A 16,523-nucleotide genomic window follows, 5' to 3' on the forward strand; every position below is an offset into this window, starting at 1 on the left:
GCTCAGTCCGGCAACTGGAAGTCGATCAACGCGGCCATAGTCTCGACCGCTTCGGAGATTGCCTGCAGCCGCGCGTGGGGCGACGGCGCCGACAGCACCGCGTAGCGGTCCGCCTGGCCCATCGGCACCGTGGACGCCAGTGCGTAGAGCTTTTCCCCCGGCGTGTCGGCGAGTGTGACGCCCGCGAAAAGCATGTCCCGCGGCGGCATTTCGGCTCCCCTCGCCGCTGCGAGCCGTTCGAACAACGACATCACGCGGTCGGCCAGGCCTTGGATCGCTTCGTCGCTGACGGGCTCACCGGGTTCGTCGGGCCAGCTGTGCACCACCGCACGCGGATACGGGTCGTCGGGCAGCCAGCGCTGCACCCGGATGCGTTCGGACATCCGGCAGCGCAACGTGTACTTGCCCGCCCCGAGCGCGCGATGCTCGACGATGCGTGCCAGCGCGCCCACGTCGTAGCGGTCGTCGCCGCCGCCGACCTCCCGGCCAGCCGCGATCAGCACGACCCCGAAAACCGGGTCGTCGGCTGCCAAACAGTCGGCGACCAGTTGCGAATAGCGCGGTTCGAAGATGCGCAGCGGCAGGTCGTCGTCGGGCAGCAGCGCCACCTCGAGCGGGAACATCGGCAGCTCGCGCTCCATCAGATGTCCAGCTCGCCGACCAACGCGTCGACCACCGCCCGCAGGTCGCCGTCGTTGTCCTCCGCGATGCGTCGCTGCCTCTGGTACGACGCGCCGACCTTGGGAATCTCTGCGACAGAAGCGAGTTCGTCGGCGCAGCCCAATGACCGGGCGACCGGCTCGAGCCGGGTCAGCAGGTCGTCGAGGTCCTCGGTGACCAACCGTTCGTTGCTGTCGGCGTCGAGGATGATCACCGCATCCAGCCCGTAACGCGCTGCGCGCCACTTGTTTTCCTGGACATGCCACGGCGGCATCACGGGCAGCGACTCCCCGGCGTCCAGACGCCGGTCGAGGTCCACCACCAGACAGTGCGTCAACGCCACCAGCGCGGCCAGCTCGCGCAGGTTGGACACGCCATCGAAGATCCGTACCTCGACGGTGCCCAGGTGCGGAGAAGGCCTTACGTCCCAACGGATTTCGTCGATGTGGTCGATGATGCCGGTCTTCTTCTGGTCGTGGACGAATCCTTCGAACTGACTCCAGGTGCGGAACTGGAACGGCAGACCGGCCGTCGGCAGTTGCTGGAACATCATGGCCCGGTTGCTGGCATAGCCGGTGTCCTCGCCGGCCCAGAACGGCGACGACGCCGAGAGCGCCAACAAATGTGGGTACTGGTTGAGCAACGACGAGATGATCGCCATCACCTTGTGCGCCGAGGAGATACCGACGTGCACGTGCACTCCCCAGATCAGCATCTGCCGTCCCCACCACTGCGTACGCTTGATCAGTTCCGCGTAGCGCGGAGCGTCGGTGAGCTTCTGCGCCGACCACTTGGCGAACGGATGGGTGCCGGCACAGAACAGTTCCATGCCGTGACCGCGCACGATCTCGCGCGCGGTTACCAGCGTGGAGCGCAGATCCTCTATCGCCTGCGGGGTGGTGTCGCAGACACCGGTGACGAACTCCACGGTGTTGCGCAGCAATTCCTTGTGCACCTTGGGGTTCTCGCCGATTTCGGCGATCACCGTGGCCGCTTCGTTGGACAGGTCGCGGGTCTCGGCGTCGACGAGCGCGAACTCCCATTCCACGCCGACGGTGGGACGGGGCGACGCAGCGAAGTCGATCCGGCGTCGGGTCTTGCTACCCGGTGATGACACCGCAGGCCAACCGCTTACCCGCGTCACCGGTAGCGAGCGTCTCAGCGTCGGGGCCTGCCTCGCTGTAGCGGGTGGGGATATTGGAGAAGTTGTCGGCCTTCTCGTGGATGATGATCGCGGTGCCCTGCCCTGCGAGCAGCTGTTCGGCGGTGAAGCCGTCGGTGGTGGTCACCAGCTTCGCGGCTCCGTTGGAGCGCACTTGAAGCGAGGTGAGGTCGCCGCTGGCGGGATGGCTGTCGTGGCCGGGAACTTGGAAGTGGCCGCCGGCGGACAGGAAGTCTCCTGGAGGGCCGCCGGTGGGTGCCACCGAATTGGCCTCGCATTTGCCTACCTGGTGGATGTGCATGCCGTGGAAGCCGGGCGACAGCACGCCGTCGCCGACCGTTTCGACGGTGACCGTGGCGTAGCCGTCCGAGAACTCGATCGTGGCGGTGGCGACGGGCTTGCCGGCCGGGTTCGCCAGCTGCGCGGTGAGCTTCTTGCCCTGGCCCGCCGGCGCCGGGGCACCGGGTGACTGCGCCCCCGGCGAGTGGGTGGGCGACGCCGACGGCGACGAGGCGCCCGTCCAGACCGGCGGTGTGGTGCCGGGGCTGGTGCTCGGCTTCTGGTTCGGGCTGCAGGCGCTCAATGCCAGAGCGGGGACGGTCAACAGGATGGCAGCGACGGTGGCGGGTTTGACCATGGCAGGAAGCCTATCCGGTGACGGTCACGATGACCCCGGGCGGCAGGTTCGCGAGTTCCGGGCGCCGGGCCTCCACCGGTGCGTTGTTCAGCAGCTTGGCCACTTCCTCCGCCGACTCCTTCTCGCCGGGAGTGTCGGTGAACCACACCGTGGTGGCGGTGACGTCGGGCAACTCGAGGGTGTTGGGCTCGACGGTGACGGACCAGCCGGCTTGCGTCAGCTGGTCCCCGGTGCGCGCGGCGGCGCCCTCCACTTGGGAGATGTTGTAGACGAGCACGCCGGCCTTGGCCGGGGCGGTCGTGGTCGTGGCGGTCGTGGTGGTGGCCGCTGACGTCGCCTGATCGCTGGAGTCGTCGCCGGATACCGCTGCCTGGATTCCCAGCAGCAGAAACAGCACGGCGAGGAACAGCAGCACCATCACCATGGCCCGCAGAGGCAGGCCGCGGGAGTCGGGTACGCGCTGATTCATCGTGCCCACTGTAGCCAGGGCATCGGATCGGCCGGAGAGCTCAGGTGAGGTCGAAGCCCAGCCGGCGTGCCGCTCTGGCCTTCTGCCGGCTGGCTCGCAGCCGGCGCAACCGCTTCACCAGCATGGGGTCGGCGGCCAGCGCCTCGGGCCGGTCCACCAACGCGTTGAGCACCTGGTAGTAGCGAGTGGCCGACATGGAGAACAACTCCTTGATGGCTTCTTCTTTCGAGCCGGCGAACTTCCACCACTGTCGCTCGAACGCGAGGATGTCGTGTTCTCGGCGAGTCAGCCCGTCGACGGGTTCAGCGTCATCATCCGACTGCTTTGCCCGCGCCATGGCGCCGTCCATATCGCTCCTCGGACCCCTCTGCAGAACTTCGATGACATCCCGTGGGTTTCGGCATGCATTCAATCACGGTTGACTGCACGCACACGTCAGCCGAGCCCGCGAGTCGGCTGACTAAGCTGTTGGTCCGTGACCGTGCTGCCGATCCGGATCGTCGGAGATCCCGTCTTGCACAACCCGACCAATCCCGTGGAGGTCGGGCCGGACGGGTCGATCCCCGAGGACGTGCGCAAGCTGATCGCAGACATGTACGAAACCATGGAGGCGGCGAACGGAGTCGGCTTGGCGGCCAACCAGGTTGGCGTGCCGCTGCGGATTTTCGTTTACGACTGCGCCGAAGCGCGCGGTAAGACGGTGCGCCGCAAGGGCGTGGTGATCAACCCGGTGCTCGAGACATCCGAAATCCCGGAAACCATGCCAGATCCCGAGAACGACGACGAGGGCTGCCTGTCGGTGCCCGGCGAGTCGTTTCCGACGGGCCGTGCGAAATGGGCGCGTGTGACCGGTCTCGACGCCGACGGGTCGCCAGTGACGTTGGAGGGCGAGGATCTGTTCGCGCGGATGCTGCAGCACGAGACCGGGCATCTGGACGGTCAGCTGTATCTCGACCGGCTGCTCGGCCGGCATGCGCGAAGCGCGAAGCGCATGCTGAAGTCGCACGGCTGGGGAGTTCCGGGATTGTCGTGGACGCCGGGTGAAGTGCCCGATCCGTTCGGCCACTGAAACGTACGCTTGAGCCGTGCGGCTGGCCACCTGGAACGTCAACTCGATTCGCGCCAGGCTGCCGCGTGTGTTGGATTGGTTGCAGCGCGCCGACATCGACGTGCTGGCGATGCAAGAAACCAAGTGCTCCGACGAGCAGTTCCCGACGCTGCCGTTCTTCGAGCTGGGCTACGAGGTAGTGCATTGCGGGTTCAATCAGTGGAACGGGGTGGCGATCGCCTCGCGCGTGGGTGTCGACGACGTGCAGGTGGGTTTCGAAGGCCAGCCGTCGTGGAGTGACTCGCCTGAGGTCGAAGGCAAGGCCGAAGCCCGCGCGCTCGGTGCGACATGTGCGGGCGTTCGCGTCTGGAGCCTCTATGTGCCCAACGGTCGTGTGCCGGATTCGCCGCATTACTACTACAAGTTGGAATGGCTTGCGGCGCTGAGAGATGCAGCCCGCGGCTGGCTGACGGACGACCCGCAGGCAAAGATCGCGCTGGTCGGTGACTGGAACATCGCACCGACCGATGACGACGTGTGGAGTGTGGAGTTCTACAAGAACAGCACACACGTGACCGAACCGGAGCGACGCGCGTTCCGCGAGATCGTCGACGCTCGATTCAGCGATGTGGTGCGGCCTTTCACGCCTGGGCCTGGCGTGTACACCTATTGGGACTACACGCAGTTGCGGTTCCCGAAGAACCGCGGCATGCGGATCGACTTCATCCTCGGCTCACCGGCGCTGGCCGCACGCGTGACGCATGCGGAGATCGTTCGCGATGAACGAAAAGGCAAGGGACCCAGCGATCACGCGCCAGTGCTGGTCGAGTTGAGCGAGGCCTAGAAGGGCGGTCAAGGCGACGGACATCAGGCTCCGTCTTCGCCGGGAACACGCTTGTTGACAGAATTTCGGCGAATTGGCGCAAACAAGTGTGTTTTCGGTGCTCCTCAGACAGCAGGTATCTCGAGGTCGAGAGCGCCGACACACGCAGAGCCGAAGCCGACGTCAGCCGTAAAGCGCGTCCGGCTGCGGCTGATTCGCATCCGCACTCGCACGCCGCGGCGCCGTCCACGACGGGACTATGACACCGGCGCGCGCAAAGAACGTCGCATAGAACGCACAACCGAAAACGGCCAGGGCGCCAAGCATCAACGGTCCGAACAGCTGCGGATAACGCGCCATCGGCTCGGCGAGATAGCGACAGCTCAGCAGCAGCACCGCCAGGAACGACGCACCGCCGGCGACCAAGCCGATCCGTGACCAGCTTCCGCCTCGCACCGGCTCACGCAGTGCCGATTCCACTGAAAGGCACAGCACCGTCCCGGCAATCAGGTCGACGCCGTAGTGGTAGCCAAATCCCAGCGTCGCCGCGACGGTGCACATCAACCAGAAGGTGCCACCCCACCTCAGCAGCCGCGGCGCCTCGCGCGAATGAATGAAAAGCGCCATCGCCCAAGCGGTATGCATCGACGGCATGCAGTTGCGCGGAACCAAATCGTCGAATGCGATAGGCGACGGGACGATGTTGACCGGCGGCAAGATGTGCGGCCAGTAATCGCCTACTTGGAGACCATCACCGGCAGCGCTGAAGGCAAAGAGGGGACCCACCAACGGAAACACGACATAGAGGATCGGCCCCACCAATCCGAGCACCAGAAACGAGCGGACCAGAAAGTGGCGCGGCCAACCGGCACTTGTCACATTGCGCAATTGGTAGATTGCGACTACCAGTGCGGCGGCCGGCAATTCGATGTACACCCAATGCAGCACCCCCGACACCGCCGGTCCTGCCATGTCCACCAACCGGCCCATGAGCCACGACGGTTGCGCTAGTGCATGATCGGCCAACAGCGCGTACTGATCCCACACCCTCGGCCGAATCATCGCGGTGACGCGCAGCCACGTGTCACCGACCTTGGTGGCCAGAATCAGCAAGAACCCGAACGCAATTGCGCGCAATGCGGTGCTGCGCTGGTCGCCGGTCCAGCGCCACCACACCACCACCGCCAACCCGGTGAGAACGATCAACGGCCCGTTGCCGACGGTGAATTCTCCACCTCGCGCCAGCCGCTCGGCACAGAACAGCACATCGAGCCCGGCTGCCAACGCCAGCGCCGCAACTCGCCACCGGACGCCGACACCGACCATCGCGACGCCCAGCCCTACCCACGGCACCGTGGCCGACTTCGGCGTGGCCACATAGTCGCCGAGCAGGCTGTGCAGCGGACCCTGAAATCCCGCACTGCTGGCGATGGCCTGCAGCACGACCAAAAGCAGGGCGATCGCTACGACGAAAAGAGTTACCCAGGTGCGTGTCGACGCCATGCGCCACTGCACGGGACGCACGTCGTCGATGAACATCTGTCGAATCTTAGGTGCCCGACCGACGTCGACGGAATGAATTCAAGATCACGGCCCCGCTACGGCGCCGCGAGAACTCAGAGTTCGTCGGCGTAGCGGCCCGGATTGAACAGCGACGCCAGTGCGCCGATCAGCATCAACACCGCGGCGGCGACGAACACTACCGTCAGCCCGGAGTGGAACGGCCCGGAGATCAGCTCGGGAAAGAACGACTTACCAGTGAGCACATCGGCGTTGACGCCCGGCTGCTGCAGCGCATGCGACGGACCCAGCAACTCGCCGATCGGGTTGTAGCCGAGAAACGCCGCGAACAGGCTGCCGACGGGCGGCAGGCTGGCGACCTCGTGCGCCACCGTCGGCGAAACCCCTTGCTGCTGCAGCCCTGTGTTCAACGCGTCGGGCAGCGTGTTGGCCAAGCCGACGATCATCAGCGAGAAGAAGATCCCGATGGACAGCGACGAGCCGGCGTTAAAGAACGTCGACCGCACACCTGAGGCCGCGCCGCGCTCCTCGGCCGGCACGCTGGACATGATCGCAGCGGTGTTGGGCGCGGTGAAGATTCCGCCGCCCAGGCCGTTGAGGAACACGAGCACCGCGAAAAGCCAGTAGTTGAAGTTCACCGGAATCAGCACCAGCGCCACGAATGTGGCTGCCATCAACAGCATTCCGCTGACCGTGAACGGGCGCGCCCCGAACCGGTCGGCCAGCGAGCCCGCCACCGGCCCCGCGATGAGGAAGCCGAACGTCATCGGAAGCATGTAGATCCCCGCCCACAGCGGCGTGGACTCGAAGCTGTACCCGTGCAACGGCAGCCAGATGCCCTGCAGCCAGATGATCAACATGAACTGCAGCCCGCCGCGGCCGACCGACGACATCAACCCGGCCAAGTTGCCCATTCCGAACGACGTCGACCGGAACAGCCGGATGTTCACCATCGGTTGCGGTGCCCTCAGTTCGACGAAGCAGAACGCGACCAACAGCAGGACGCCGAAGATGATCGACCCCAGCACCCACGGATTGGTCCACCCCGTCGGATGACCTCCGTAGGGCTGAATACCGTACGTGATGCCGGTCAGCACGACGGTCAAACCCACGCCGAACGTCACCGTGCCGGGCCAGTCCAGGCGGCCCCGTCGTCGCACCCCGATCTCGTGCAGCGAGCGCACGCTCCAGACCGTGCCGAACACGCCGATGGGCACACCCACCCAGAAGATCGCGCGCCAGTCCCACTCCGAGAGCACGCCGCCGATCAGCAGCCCGAGAAACGAACCCGCGACGGCGGCGACCATGTTCACCCCGAGCGCCATGCCCCGCTGGTTGGCCGGAAACGCATCCGTGAGGATCGCTGCCGACGACGCCATCAGCATCGCGCCGCCGACGCCTTGCACCACGCGCCAGGCGATCAGCCACAGCGCGCCCCCGCCGAGATGGAGAGGGTCGAACGACAATGCGATCGCCGCGACCGTGAACACCGCGAACCCGGCGTTGTAGATCCGCACCCGCCCGTACATGTCGCCGAGCCGGCCGAAGAGCACCACCAGCACCGCGGTGACGACCAGGTAGCCCATCAGCATCCACAGCAGGTAGCTGACGTTGGCCGGGGCGAGCGGGTTCAGCCCGATGCCGCGGAAGATCGCCGGTAGCGAGATCAGCACGATCGACGCGTTGATCGTCGCCAGCAGCATGCCGAGCGTGGTGTTGGACAGCGCGATCCACTTGTAGCGCGGGTGGTCGCGATCCCACCGCCGTCGCCGGCGGTCCGTCTCCGCGACGGCAATCGCCGGGTTGGTGATGATGGGAGTGTCAGCCATCTCTACGTCAGTCGTCATCGTCAGTCATCGTCGTCGTCAGTCATCGTCGCGTGCACAGAAAACACATATGTTAGCTATACAAATGAACTGAGGCCAATCGGTATTCCGCCGCCACCGCCGCTGCGCTAGCGTGGGACCGGTCAACCGACCACGCGGGAGCGCACGCGAAGTGTGCTGAGAGGGCGGCTATCGCGCCGTCGACCGTACGAACCTGACCGGGTAATGCCGGCGTAGGGAGATGTGCAATGACCGATTCCGCTGTCGCCGTCGACACCGCCACCGTCACCACCGGACCCATCGAGGGCAGCACCAAGATCTACCGCCGCCTCGACAACGGCGCCCGGGTGCCGTTCCGGCGGGTGCACCTGTCCAACGGCGAGCACCTCGACCTGTACGACACCTCGGGTCCTTACACCGACCCTGACGCCCGCATCGACCTGTCGGCGGGCCTGCCGCCCCGGGCCGGCATTGTCCGCGACCGCGGCACCCAGCTGCAGCGTGCACGCGCCGGCGAGATCACCGCTGAGATGGCGTTCATCGCCGAGCGCGAGGGTGTGCCGGCTGAGCTGGTGCGCGACGAAGTGGCCCGCGGCCGCGCGGTGATCCCCGCCAACCACAACCATCCCGAGTCCGAGCCGATGATCATCGGCAAGGCGTTTCTGGTGAAAGTCAATGCCAACATCGGCAATTCGGCCGTCACGTCGTCGATCGCCGAAGAGGTGGACAAGATGGTGTGGGCCACCCGCTGGGGCGCCGACACGATCATGGACCTGTCCACCGGCCGCGACATCCACCAGACCCGCGAATGGATTCTGCGCAACTCCCCGGTGCCCGTGGGCACCGTGCCGATCTACCAGGCGCTCGAGAAGGTCAACGGCGATCCGGCCGCGCTGACGTGGGAGATCTACCGCGACACCGTGATCGAGCAGTGCGAACAGGGCGTCGACTACATGACCGTGCATGCGGGCGTGCTGCTGCGCTACATCCCGCTGACGGTCGACAGGGTCACCGGCATCGTGTCCCGAGGCGGCTCGATCATGGCGGCCTGGATGCTGGCGCATCACCAGGAGTCGTTCCTGTACACCAACTTCCACGAACTGTGTGAGATCCTGGCGCGCTACGACGTGACGTTCTCGCTTGGCGACGGGCTGCGGCCGGGTTCGATCGCCGACGCCAACGACGCCGCACAGTTCGCCGAGCTGTGCACGCTGGGCGAGTTGACCAAGATCGCGAAATCCCATGGCGTGCAAGTGATGATCGAAGGCCCCGGCCATGTGCCGATGCACAAGATCGCCGAGAACGTGCGGCTGGAAGAAGAGTGGTGCGACGAAGCGCCGTTCTACACGCTCGGCCCGCTGGCCACCGACATCGCGCCCGCCTACGACCACATTACGTCGGCGATCGGGGCCGCGATGATCGCGCAAGCCGGCACCGCGATGCTGTGCTATGTCACGCCGAAGGAACATCTGGGCCTGCCCGACCGCAAGGACGTCAAGGACGGCGTGATCGCTTACAAGATCGCAGCCCACGCCGCAGATTTGGCGAAGGGGCACCCCCACGCCCAGCGCCGCGACAACGCGCTGTCGCAGGCACGCTTCGAATTCCGCTGGCGCGATCAGTTCGCGCTGTCGCTGGATCCCGACACCGCGCGCGCATACCACGACGAGACGCTGCCCGCCGAGCCCGCCAAGAGTGCGCACTTCTGCTCGATGTGCGGGCCGAAGTTCTGCTCCATGCGGATCAGCCAGGATGTGCGCGACGCGATGGCGGACAAGTCGCGGGAGTTCGTCGAACAGGGCGGACGGGTGTACCTGCCGTTCACCTCATGACCGCCGCGCCGACTGTGCGGTTTCGCACTCGACACGCCGCTGCGGTCGTATGAAACCGCACGCTCGCGAGTGCCGCGCATGAGTTTCCTCCCCCTACCCAAGCCCGGCCAGACGCCGCGGCGGGTGTTGACCATCGCGGGCTCGGACTCCGGTGGCGGCGCCGGCATCCAAGCCGATCTGCGGACATGCGCAATGCTCGGCGTACACGCCCTGGTCGCGGTGACCGCAGTGACGGTGCAGAACTCGTTGGGCGTCAAGGGTTTTCATGAAATCCCGACGGACGTGGTCGCAGGACAGATCGCGGCGGTCGCCTCTGACATCGGCGTGCAAGCCGCCAAGACGGGCATGCTGGCATCGTCGGCGATCATCGAGACGGTCGCCCAGACGTGGAAAGAGCAGCTCGCCGGCACCCCGCTTGTCGTCGACCCGGTGTGCGCGTCGATGCACGGCGATCCGCTGCTGCACCCCTCGGCGCTCGGTTCGCTCAAACGCCACCTGTTTCCGCTCGCCACACTGGTGACACCAAACCTCGACGAGGTTCGGCTGCTGGTGGACATCGACGTCACCGACCGGAGCTCGCAAGAGCAAGCGGCCCGCGCGCTGCATGCGCTCGGGCCGCGATGGGTGCTGGTCAAGGGCGGGCACCTGCGCAGCTCGAAACGCAGCCCCGATCTGCTGTTCGACGGCAAGCAGTTCCACGAGTTCGACGCTGTCCGGGTGGACACCGGCAACGACCACGGCGCCGGCGACACCCTGGCCGCGGCGACGGCCTGCGCGCTGGCACACGGCTACCCGGTGCCTGACGCTGTCGCGTTCGCCAAACGCTGGGTCACCGAATGCATCCGAGCCGCATACCCATTGGGCCACGGGCACGGCCCGGTGTCGGCGCTGTTTCGCCTGTCGTCGTGAATCTCGACGAGATCGCCGGGGTCGCGCACGAGCCGAACGGCAAGCCGCGAGGCGTGGTGGTGCACACACATGGTGCCGGCGGCAGCCGGGAATCGCCGCTGCTGCACCGGCTCTGCGACGAATGGGCGCGCCGAGGCTGGCTGGCCGTGCGCTACAACCTTCCGTACCGGCGCCGCCGTCCGAAGGGGCCACCGTCCGGATCGGCGGCCGCGGATCGCGCGGGCATCCTCGAGGCGGTGACTTTCGCGAGGACCTTGGCCGACGGTCCGGTGATCGCAGGCGGGCACTCCTACGGCGGCCGCCAGACCTCGATGGCCGTCGCCGACGACGGACTTGCGCTCGACGTGCTGACGGTGTTCTCGTATCCGGTGCATCCACCCGGCAAGCCGGAGAGGACTCGTACCGAACACCTTCCGCGCATCGTCGTGCCGACGGTGTTCACTCACGGCACCAGCGATCCGTTCGGCACCATCGACGAACTGCGCGCGGCCGCGGCGCTGATCACGGCGCCCGTCGAGATCGTCGAGGTTGCCGGCGCTCGCCACGACCTGGGCGTCAAGGGCGCCGACGTACCGGCACTGGCGGTCGACGCGGCGCTGCGTCTGCTGAAAATCCGCAAGTGACCTGCGCCGCAGACTCCCGCGAGCCATTTCTTTGCAACTCGATACCTCAGGTACCGTTTTATCTATGACCGACCAGCAGTTCGACGTGATCATCGTCGGCGCGGGCTTCGGCGGAATCGGGGCCGCGATCCAGCTCAAGCGGCTGGGCTACGAGAACTTCATCATCGTCGACCGAGAAGACGACCTCGGCGGCACCTGGCACGTCAACCGCTATCCCGGGCTGGCGGTCGACGTGCCGACCACCAGCTACTCCTATCGGTTCGAGCCGAACCCCAATTGGTCGCGGCTGTTCTCGACCGGGCCGGAAATCAAGCAGTACGCCAACGACGTCGCCGACAAGTACGACGTGCGCCGGCACATGCGGTTCAACACCACTGTGGAGGGCGCACGCTGGGACGACGAGGCCAAGGTGTGGCGGGTCGCCCTTGCTGGTGGCGACACGCTCACCGGGCGGTTCCTGATCACTGCCACCGGTTTCCTCTCCCAGCCGCACACGCCCGACATCCCCGGCATCCACAGCTTCGGCGGCAAGATCATCCACAGCGCTGCCTGGGACGACACCTACGACCTCACGGACCGCAAAGTCGCGATCATCGGTACCGGGGCGACCGCGGTTCAGCTGATCCCAGAGCTGGCCAAGAGCGCCCGTGAATTGACGGTGTACCAACGCACGGCGATCTACGTGGTGCCGAAATTCGACCTTCGCATCCCTGAGCTAGCGAAGCGACTGTTCGCCAGAATCCCGGTCACCCAGCGCGCGGTCCGCTGGCTCACCGACGTGTTGTACGAGTTCTTCACCCACGTCACGATCTACTACCGGAGACTCTTTCCGCGGCGCATGATCGTCGCCGCCTCCGACCTGGCCAAGATGCATCGCTTCGCCTCGGTGCGCGACAAAGAGCTGCGCGCCAAGCTCACCCCGACGTACAGCTTCGGCTGCAAGCGGCCCACGTTCTCCAACGAGTACTACCGCGTCTTCACCAAACCGCACGTGCAGCTGCAGACCAGCGGGATCGACCGCATCGAGCCCGACGGCATCGTCAACAACGACGGCACCAAGACAACCATCGACACTCTCGTGCTGGCCACCGGTTTCAATATGTGGGAATCCAACTTCCCCGCCATCGAGATCATCGGCCGCCAAGGACGCAACCTCGGAAAGTGGTGGCGCGAGAACAGGTTCCAGGCTTACCAGGGCGTGTCGATCCCGTACTTCCCCAACATGCTGTGCTTGGCCGCACCCTACGGCTTCTTGGGTCTGAACTTTTTCAATACCGTTGACTACCAAATGCGGCACATGGACCGGCTGCTCGGCGAGGTGAAGCGCCGCGGCGCAACCACTTTCGAGGTCACCGAGGACGCCAACGCGCGGTACTTGCAGCGAATGACCGAACTCAATAGCAACACGGTATTCACACTGGTGGACTGCACGAACTCGAACTCGTACTACTTCAACCCGCACGGCGAACCGACCCTGCTACGGCCGCTGCCTACGCGTGTCGCGGTCCGGGAAGCATCGGAATTCCCGTTGAGCGACTACGCGATTGCCTGAGCGAACGTACTCAAGAGCCGAGCAGCGTGATCTCCATCAGCCGTCGCACGCACGCCTGAGAGTGTGCGGACCCGTCGTAGTGGACCAGCCGGCCGACGTCGACGACGAGCGCCATCGCCGCATGCACCAGGAAGCGGGCCTGGCTGGGCGTCAGTTCCGGCCGGGCCGAGATGGCCAGTCGCACCCAGGAGTCGACGGTCGACCGCTGCACATTGCGTAGCAGCGTCTGGTCGGCGTCCGCCAGGTTGACCCGTTCGGCGTAGTAGACGATGGCCAACTCCGGGTTCGCGAAAGATGTTGCGACATAAGCACTTATGAGCTGCGTCAGCACCTGTCGCGGCTCGGCGTCCTCGGGCGGGAGCACCGACAACTCCCCCGAAATCCGGTCCGCGGCCCGGCGCATCACGGTCGCGAGGATGTCGGCCTTGCCGGAGAAGTACCGATAGATCGCGGAGGTGGGTATGCCCACCGCCGCGGCGATTTGCTCCATGGTGGTGTCGCGGTAACCGTGCTTGTCGAACAGCACCAGCGACGCATGCAACAACGATTCGTAGACACCGGCATCCGAAAAGATCGCTCGCCCTTGGGGATTGGGCTGGGCTTCGTCGGGATGCGGCAGCTGCGCCGACAGCACGGCCAGCCCGGCGTCGGTGAACACGGCGCGGATCTGGTCGGCCGGCATCCGGACGCGATGGTCGACAATGCTGCCGATGACGCTCAGCAGCGCCGCCGACAGCATCCACCGCTGCGACGACGACAGCCCGGGGCGCAGTGCCACCAGCGGTTTCTGGATTCGTCGATTGACCATACGCAGCTGGTCGGCGAGCAGCGCCTGATCCTGCGGACGTAAGTACCGGGTCTGCCAGCGGTACAGTCCGCCGGACGCGCGGTTGGCCAGCGTGACGTCGATCAGCGCGTCGACAACCCGCTGCAAATCCGTGTCGGCGTCGACGAACGCGGTGCAGTCCACGAGCTGGCGGCCGAGGTTGAGCACAGCGGCCCGGAACATCTCGTACTTGCTGGGATAGTGGCGATACAACGCGGGCCCGGAGATCCCGACCTTCGCCGCGACCTCCTCCATCCGGACCGCGTGGTAGCCGGCGGCGCTGAACGCCTCGGCCGCTGCCCGTTCGACTTGGGCCTTGCGGTCCTTGGGGCGCCGACGGGACGCAGCCGGCTCGACGGGCAGGGTAGCCATCGCGTCACGGTAACCCGATTGGCGAATCGATGTACACATCCACGGCGAATATGCGAGCAACCTGCAAATTCTGCTCGCTCCGGCACGGAATGGTGATTAACATATGACGCGTGATCGAGAAGGTGCGCCGTCTGTTCGGCTACCGGCTCTCCATCGCTGAGCTGATCGGGATCGGCTTCCTGGTCGGTTTTCCCTATCTGCTCGTCGGGCTGCTGTGGTCGATCAACCACACCGATCATCTGCACCAGATGCATGGCTTGGACATGATCTTCTCGTTTCTCGGAGCAATCCTGTTGTGGCCCGTGCTGATCGTGTCCGACGTGTGCATGGTCTGACCTCAGGAGGCTCTGTGACGAACCGTGGTTGGCTGATTCTCACGCTGGGCGTGACGCTGCTGGGCGTCGGCCTGCTGGCGCTGAACTTCCCGGTGTTCCTCGACTCCTACGACCAGTGGGGTTGGCAGATCAAGTGCGGCACCGGATACAACACCAATCTGATGCAGGCCCAGATCGCCAACCAAACGTCGCCACAGGCCGACTTCGTGGGCCAGTGCCAAAACGCGCTCGCGTTGCGCAGAGCATGGACGATCTCGCTCGCAGTGATCGGCTGGGTGCTGTTGTCCGGTCTGGCGGTGGCGCTGTGGCGGCATGCCGGAGAGCACCACCACGCGACAGCCGAGCCGCAGAACGCCAACGCCTAGCGGCCGACGCGGCGGTGTACGCGCTGCGCCGACGTCTGACGCGGCTTATTGAGCCGTCACCACGTGTCGGACCCGGTCGTCGCGAACCGGCACGCCGTTGCGCCCACCGATGTCCTGGGCATACAGCGCCACCGAATACGCCACCCCGCCGCCCTGAATGCCCAGCGCCGTGCGGTCGATGTGCGCCACGGTGTCGGTGGGCTTGTGGTAGTTCGGATCGAACGGCTGGTCGGCCTCGCCGCCCCACAACCGCGCCTGCTCGGAGCTCTTCTTCTCTTCCGCGCCGGCGAACAGACCGCCCGACGGGATGCCGGCTTGCGTGAAGCCGTCGTAGTCGGAACGCCCGTCGAACGATGTGTCCTCCGCGGTCTTGCCGGCCAGGGTCAGATACGTGACCAAGGTCCGTTCGATGCCGGCCGAACCCTCCGGCACCCGCGGCTGGTTCTCGCCGGGACCCGACGGCGTCGACTGGTTGCCGTCATAGGTGAAGTAGCCGGGGTTCGGCGAGGCCAGCATGTCGAAGTTCAGATACAGGGCAATGTCCTTGAGCGCTTCGACGTCCAGCGATTCGAGGTATTTCATGGAGCCGACCAGCCCGGCCTCCTCGGCGCCCCAGAACGCGAACCGGACCGCGTTTTGAACCGGCGGCGAACTGCCCATCTGCAGCGCGGTTTCCAGCACCGCCGCCACGCCGGAGCCGTTGTCGTTGATGCCCGGCCCCTCCGGCACGCTGTCCAGATGCGCGCCCGCGACCACCACGTTCTGCGTGGAGCCCGTCTTGGTTTGCGCAATCACGTTGCGGGCCTTGATTTGTTGGACCCTGGCGTCGACCTTCATGGTGACCGGACCCGGCTGGGCGCGCAGCCTCGCGCCGTCGGCCTTGGTGACACCGATCGCCGGGATCTTGACGTCGGTGCGGGCGCCCAGCGTGGCACTCATCTTCTCTTCGTCGACGTTGTCGGCGACGATCATGCCGACCGCGCCGCGCTGTACGGCCGCGCCCTCTTTGACGGAGAACGGGCAGTAGCCGCGGTCGACTAGCACCACCGCGCCGGAGACCGGCAGTCCGTCGTAGTCCGATGCCGAACAGCCCGGGGTGTCGTCACCGGGCGCACCGGGGGCAACGACCAGCGGACCGCTCACCCCATCGGGTCCGGTGCCGATCGAGTATTCGAGCACCTGCGCAGGGACCGTCGCGCCGTTCACCTTCAGCGTCACCTGGCCGGGCTCGAACTTGCGGAAGTCGAACTCCGGGGTTTGCACATTGAAACCCTTGTCGCGCAAGGTATTTGCGACATAGTCAACGCTGGCGTCGTAACCCGGCGTGGCCACCGCTCGGGTGTTGTGGTTGGCATCGGCGATCTGCTGGAGGCGCTGCAGGTGCGCGAACATCGCGTCGGTGCTGACCTTCTCGCGGATCGACTGCGCGTAGTCCGACGCCGCGGGTGCGGTGCGGCGTAGCTCGGAGTCGTGACGCGAGCAGCTCGCCAGCGCCGCGAGCACCGTCACCACGGTCAGCAGAGCGACTGCGGTTCTGCCTGTTCGCCACACTGCGCCCACGTT

17 protein-coding genes and 1 riboswitch are annotated in these 16,523 nt (G+C 65.9%); of the genes, 8 read left to right on the plus strand and 9 right to left on the minus strand.

Annotation, left to right across the window (positions count from 1 at the left end; all coding sequences use genetic code 11):
- Positions 1-2: 2 nt before the first annotated feature.
- Genes AC5Y4C_RS04015 through napA form a run of 5 tightly spaced genes read right to left on the minus strand, consistent with a single transcriptional unit; the run spans position 3 to position 3,277 of the window.
- Positions 3-641: an LON peptidase substrate-binding domain-containing protein gene (locus tag AC5Y4C_RS04015; protein ID WP_499905535.1), complete on the minus strand. Its 639-nt coding sequence runs from the start codon at positions 639-641 to the stop codon at positions 3-5.
- Entirely contained in the window at positions 641-1,777 is a 1,137-nt protein-coding gene (locus AC5Y4C_RS04020; protein WP_499905533.1) for a glutamate--cysteine ligase, read from the minus strand. The genes AC5Y4C_RS04015 and AC5Y4C_RS04020 overlap by 1 nt, the downstream gene beginning before the upstream one ends.
- The gene (gene sodC, locus AC5Y4C_RS04025; RefSeq protein WP_499913548.1) at positions 1,761-2,459 is read right to left on the minus strand and encodes a superoxide dismutase[Cu-Zn]; all 699 of its coding nucleotides are present in this window, start codon (positions 2,457-2,459) and stop codon (positions 1,761-1,763) included. Before sodC ends, AC5Y4C_RS04020 begins: the two co-directional genes overlap by 17 nt.
- A 10-nt stretch (positions 2,460-2,469) precedes the next feature.
- Complete coding sequence (locus AC5Y4C_RS04030; RefSeq protein WP_499905527.1) at positions 2,470-2,928, minus strand: LytR C-terminal domain-containing protein; 459 nt, start codon at positions 2,926-2,928, stop codon at positions 2,470-2,472.
- 40 nt (positions 2,929-2,968) lie between these two features.
- Entirely contained in the window at positions 2,969-3,277 is a 309-nt protein-coding gene (gene napA / locus AC5Y4C_RS04035) for a nucleoid-associated protein NapA (RefSeq protein ID WP_499905523.1), read from the minus strand.
- Between the two features lie 126 nt (positions 3,278-3,403).
- Here napA and AC5Y4C_RS04040 point away from each other — a divergent pair, with 126 nt between their 5' ends.
- The gene (locus AC5Y4C_RS04040) at positions 3,404-3,997 is read left to right on the plus strand and encodes a peptide deformylase (protein WP_499905519.1); all 594 of its coding nucleotides are present in this window, start codon (positions 3,404-3,406) and stop codon (positions 3,995-3,997) included.
- Positions 3,998-4,013: 16 nt separating this feature from the next.
- Complete coding sequence (locus tag AC5Y4C_RS04045; RefSeq protein ID WP_499962029.1) at positions 4,014-4,820, plus strand: exodeoxyribonuclease III; 807 nt, start codon at positions 4,014-4,016, stop codon at positions 4,818-4,820.
- 162 nt (positions 4,821-4,982) lie between these two features.
- Here the strand turns inward: AC5Y4C_RS04045 and AC5Y4C_RS04050 are convergent, their stop codons facing one another.
- Together AC5Y4C_RS04050 and AC5Y4C_RS04055 are read right to left on the minus strand one after the other, a co-directional pair.
- Positions 4,983-6,338 (minus strand): DUF5933 domain-containing protein, encoded by a 1,356-nt coding sequence (locus tag AC5Y4C_RS04050; RefSeq protein ID WP_499962027.1) that lies wholly within the window; start codon positions 6,336-6,338, stop codon positions 4,983-4,985.
- A 77-nt stretch (positions 6,339-6,415) separates the two neighbouring features.
- On the minus strand, positions 6,416-8,167 hold the full coding sequence (locus tag AC5Y4C_RS04055; RefSeq protein WP_499962025.1) for an MFS transporter: 1,752 nt from the start codon (positions 8,165-8,167) through the stop codon (positions 6,416-6,418).
- Between the two features lie 124 nt (positions 8,168-8,291).
- A riboswitch (TPP riboswitch) is annotated at positions 8,292-8,403 on the plus strand.
- Between AC5Y4C_RS04055 and thiC the strand changes: the two genes are divergently transcribed.
- From thiC to AC5Y4C_RS04075, 4 genes are all read left to right on the plus strand, one after another.
- Entirely contained in the window at positions 8,395-9,978 is a 1,584-nt protein-coding gene (gene thiC, locus AC5Y4C_RS04060; protein WP_499962023.1) for a phosphomethylpyrimidine synthase ThiC, read from the plus strand. Its footprint overlaps the riboswitch before it by 9 nt.
- Before the next feature lie 78 nt (positions 9,979-10,056).
- The gene (gene thiD / locus AC5Y4C_RS04065; RefSeq protein WP_499962021.1) at positions 10,057-10,887 is read left to right on the plus strand and encodes a bifunctional hydroxymethylpyrimidine kinase/phosphomethylpyrimidine kinase; all 831 of its coding nucleotides are present in this window, start codon (positions 10,057-10,059) and stop codon (positions 10,885-10,887) included.
- Positions 10,884-11,510 (plus strand): alpha/beta hydrolase family protein, encoded by a 627-nt coding sequence (locus AC5Y4C_RS04070; protein ID WP_499962019.1) that lies wholly within the window; start codon positions 10,884-10,886, stop codon positions 11,508-11,510. The genes thiD and AC5Y4C_RS04070 overlap by 4 nt, the downstream gene beginning before the upstream one ends.
- A gap of 64 nt (positions 11,511-11,574) precedes the next feature.
- Positions 11,575-13,062, plus strand: a complete 1,488-nt coding sequence (locus AC5Y4C_RS04075; protein WP_499962017.1) for a flavin-containing monooxygenase — start codon at positions 11,575-11,577, stop codon at positions 13,060-13,062.
- Positions 13,063-13,072: 10 nt separating this feature from the next.
- Here AC5Y4C_RS04075 and AC5Y4C_RS04080 read toward each other — a convergent pair whose 3' ends face one another.
- On the minus strand, positions 13,073-14,260 hold the full coding sequence (locus AC5Y4C_RS04080; RefSeq protein WP_499962015.1) for a TetR/AcrR family transcriptional regulator: 1,188 nt from the start codon (positions 14,258-14,260) through the stop codon (positions 13,073-13,075).
- A 110-nt stretch (positions 14,261-14,370) separates the two neighbouring features.
- On the opposite strand from AC5Y4C_RS04080, the gene AC5Y4C_RS04085 reads away from it, so the two are divergent.
- Together AC5Y4C_RS04085 and AC5Y4C_RS04090 are read left to right on the plus strand one after the other, a co-directional pair.
- Positions 14,371-14,595 (plus strand): hypothetical protein, encoded by a 225-nt coding sequence (locus AC5Y4C_RS04085; RefSeq protein WP_499905496.1) that lies wholly within the window; start codon positions 14,371-14,373, stop codon positions 14,593-14,595.
- A gap of 14 nt (positions 14,596-14,609) precedes the next feature.
- Positions 14,610-14,960, plus strand: coding sequence for a hypothetical protein (locus tag AC5Y4C_RS04090; protein WP_499905494.1), 351 nt, complete (start codon positions 14,610-14,612; stop codon positions 14,958-14,960).
- A 45-nt stretch (positions 14,961-15,005) separates the two neighbouring features.
- Here the strand turns inward: AC5Y4C_RS04090 and AC5Y4C_RS04095 are convergent, their stop codons facing one another.
- Positions 15,006-16,511: a M28 family metallopeptidase gene (locus tag AC5Y4C_RS04095; protein ID WP_499962013.1), complete on the minus strand. Its 1,506-nt coding sequence runs from the start codon at positions 16,509-16,511 to the stop codon at positions 15,006-15,008.
- Positions 16,512-16,523 lie beyond the last annotated feature (12 nt).

This window comes from Mycobacterium sp. NGS35 (assembly GCF_059812855.1).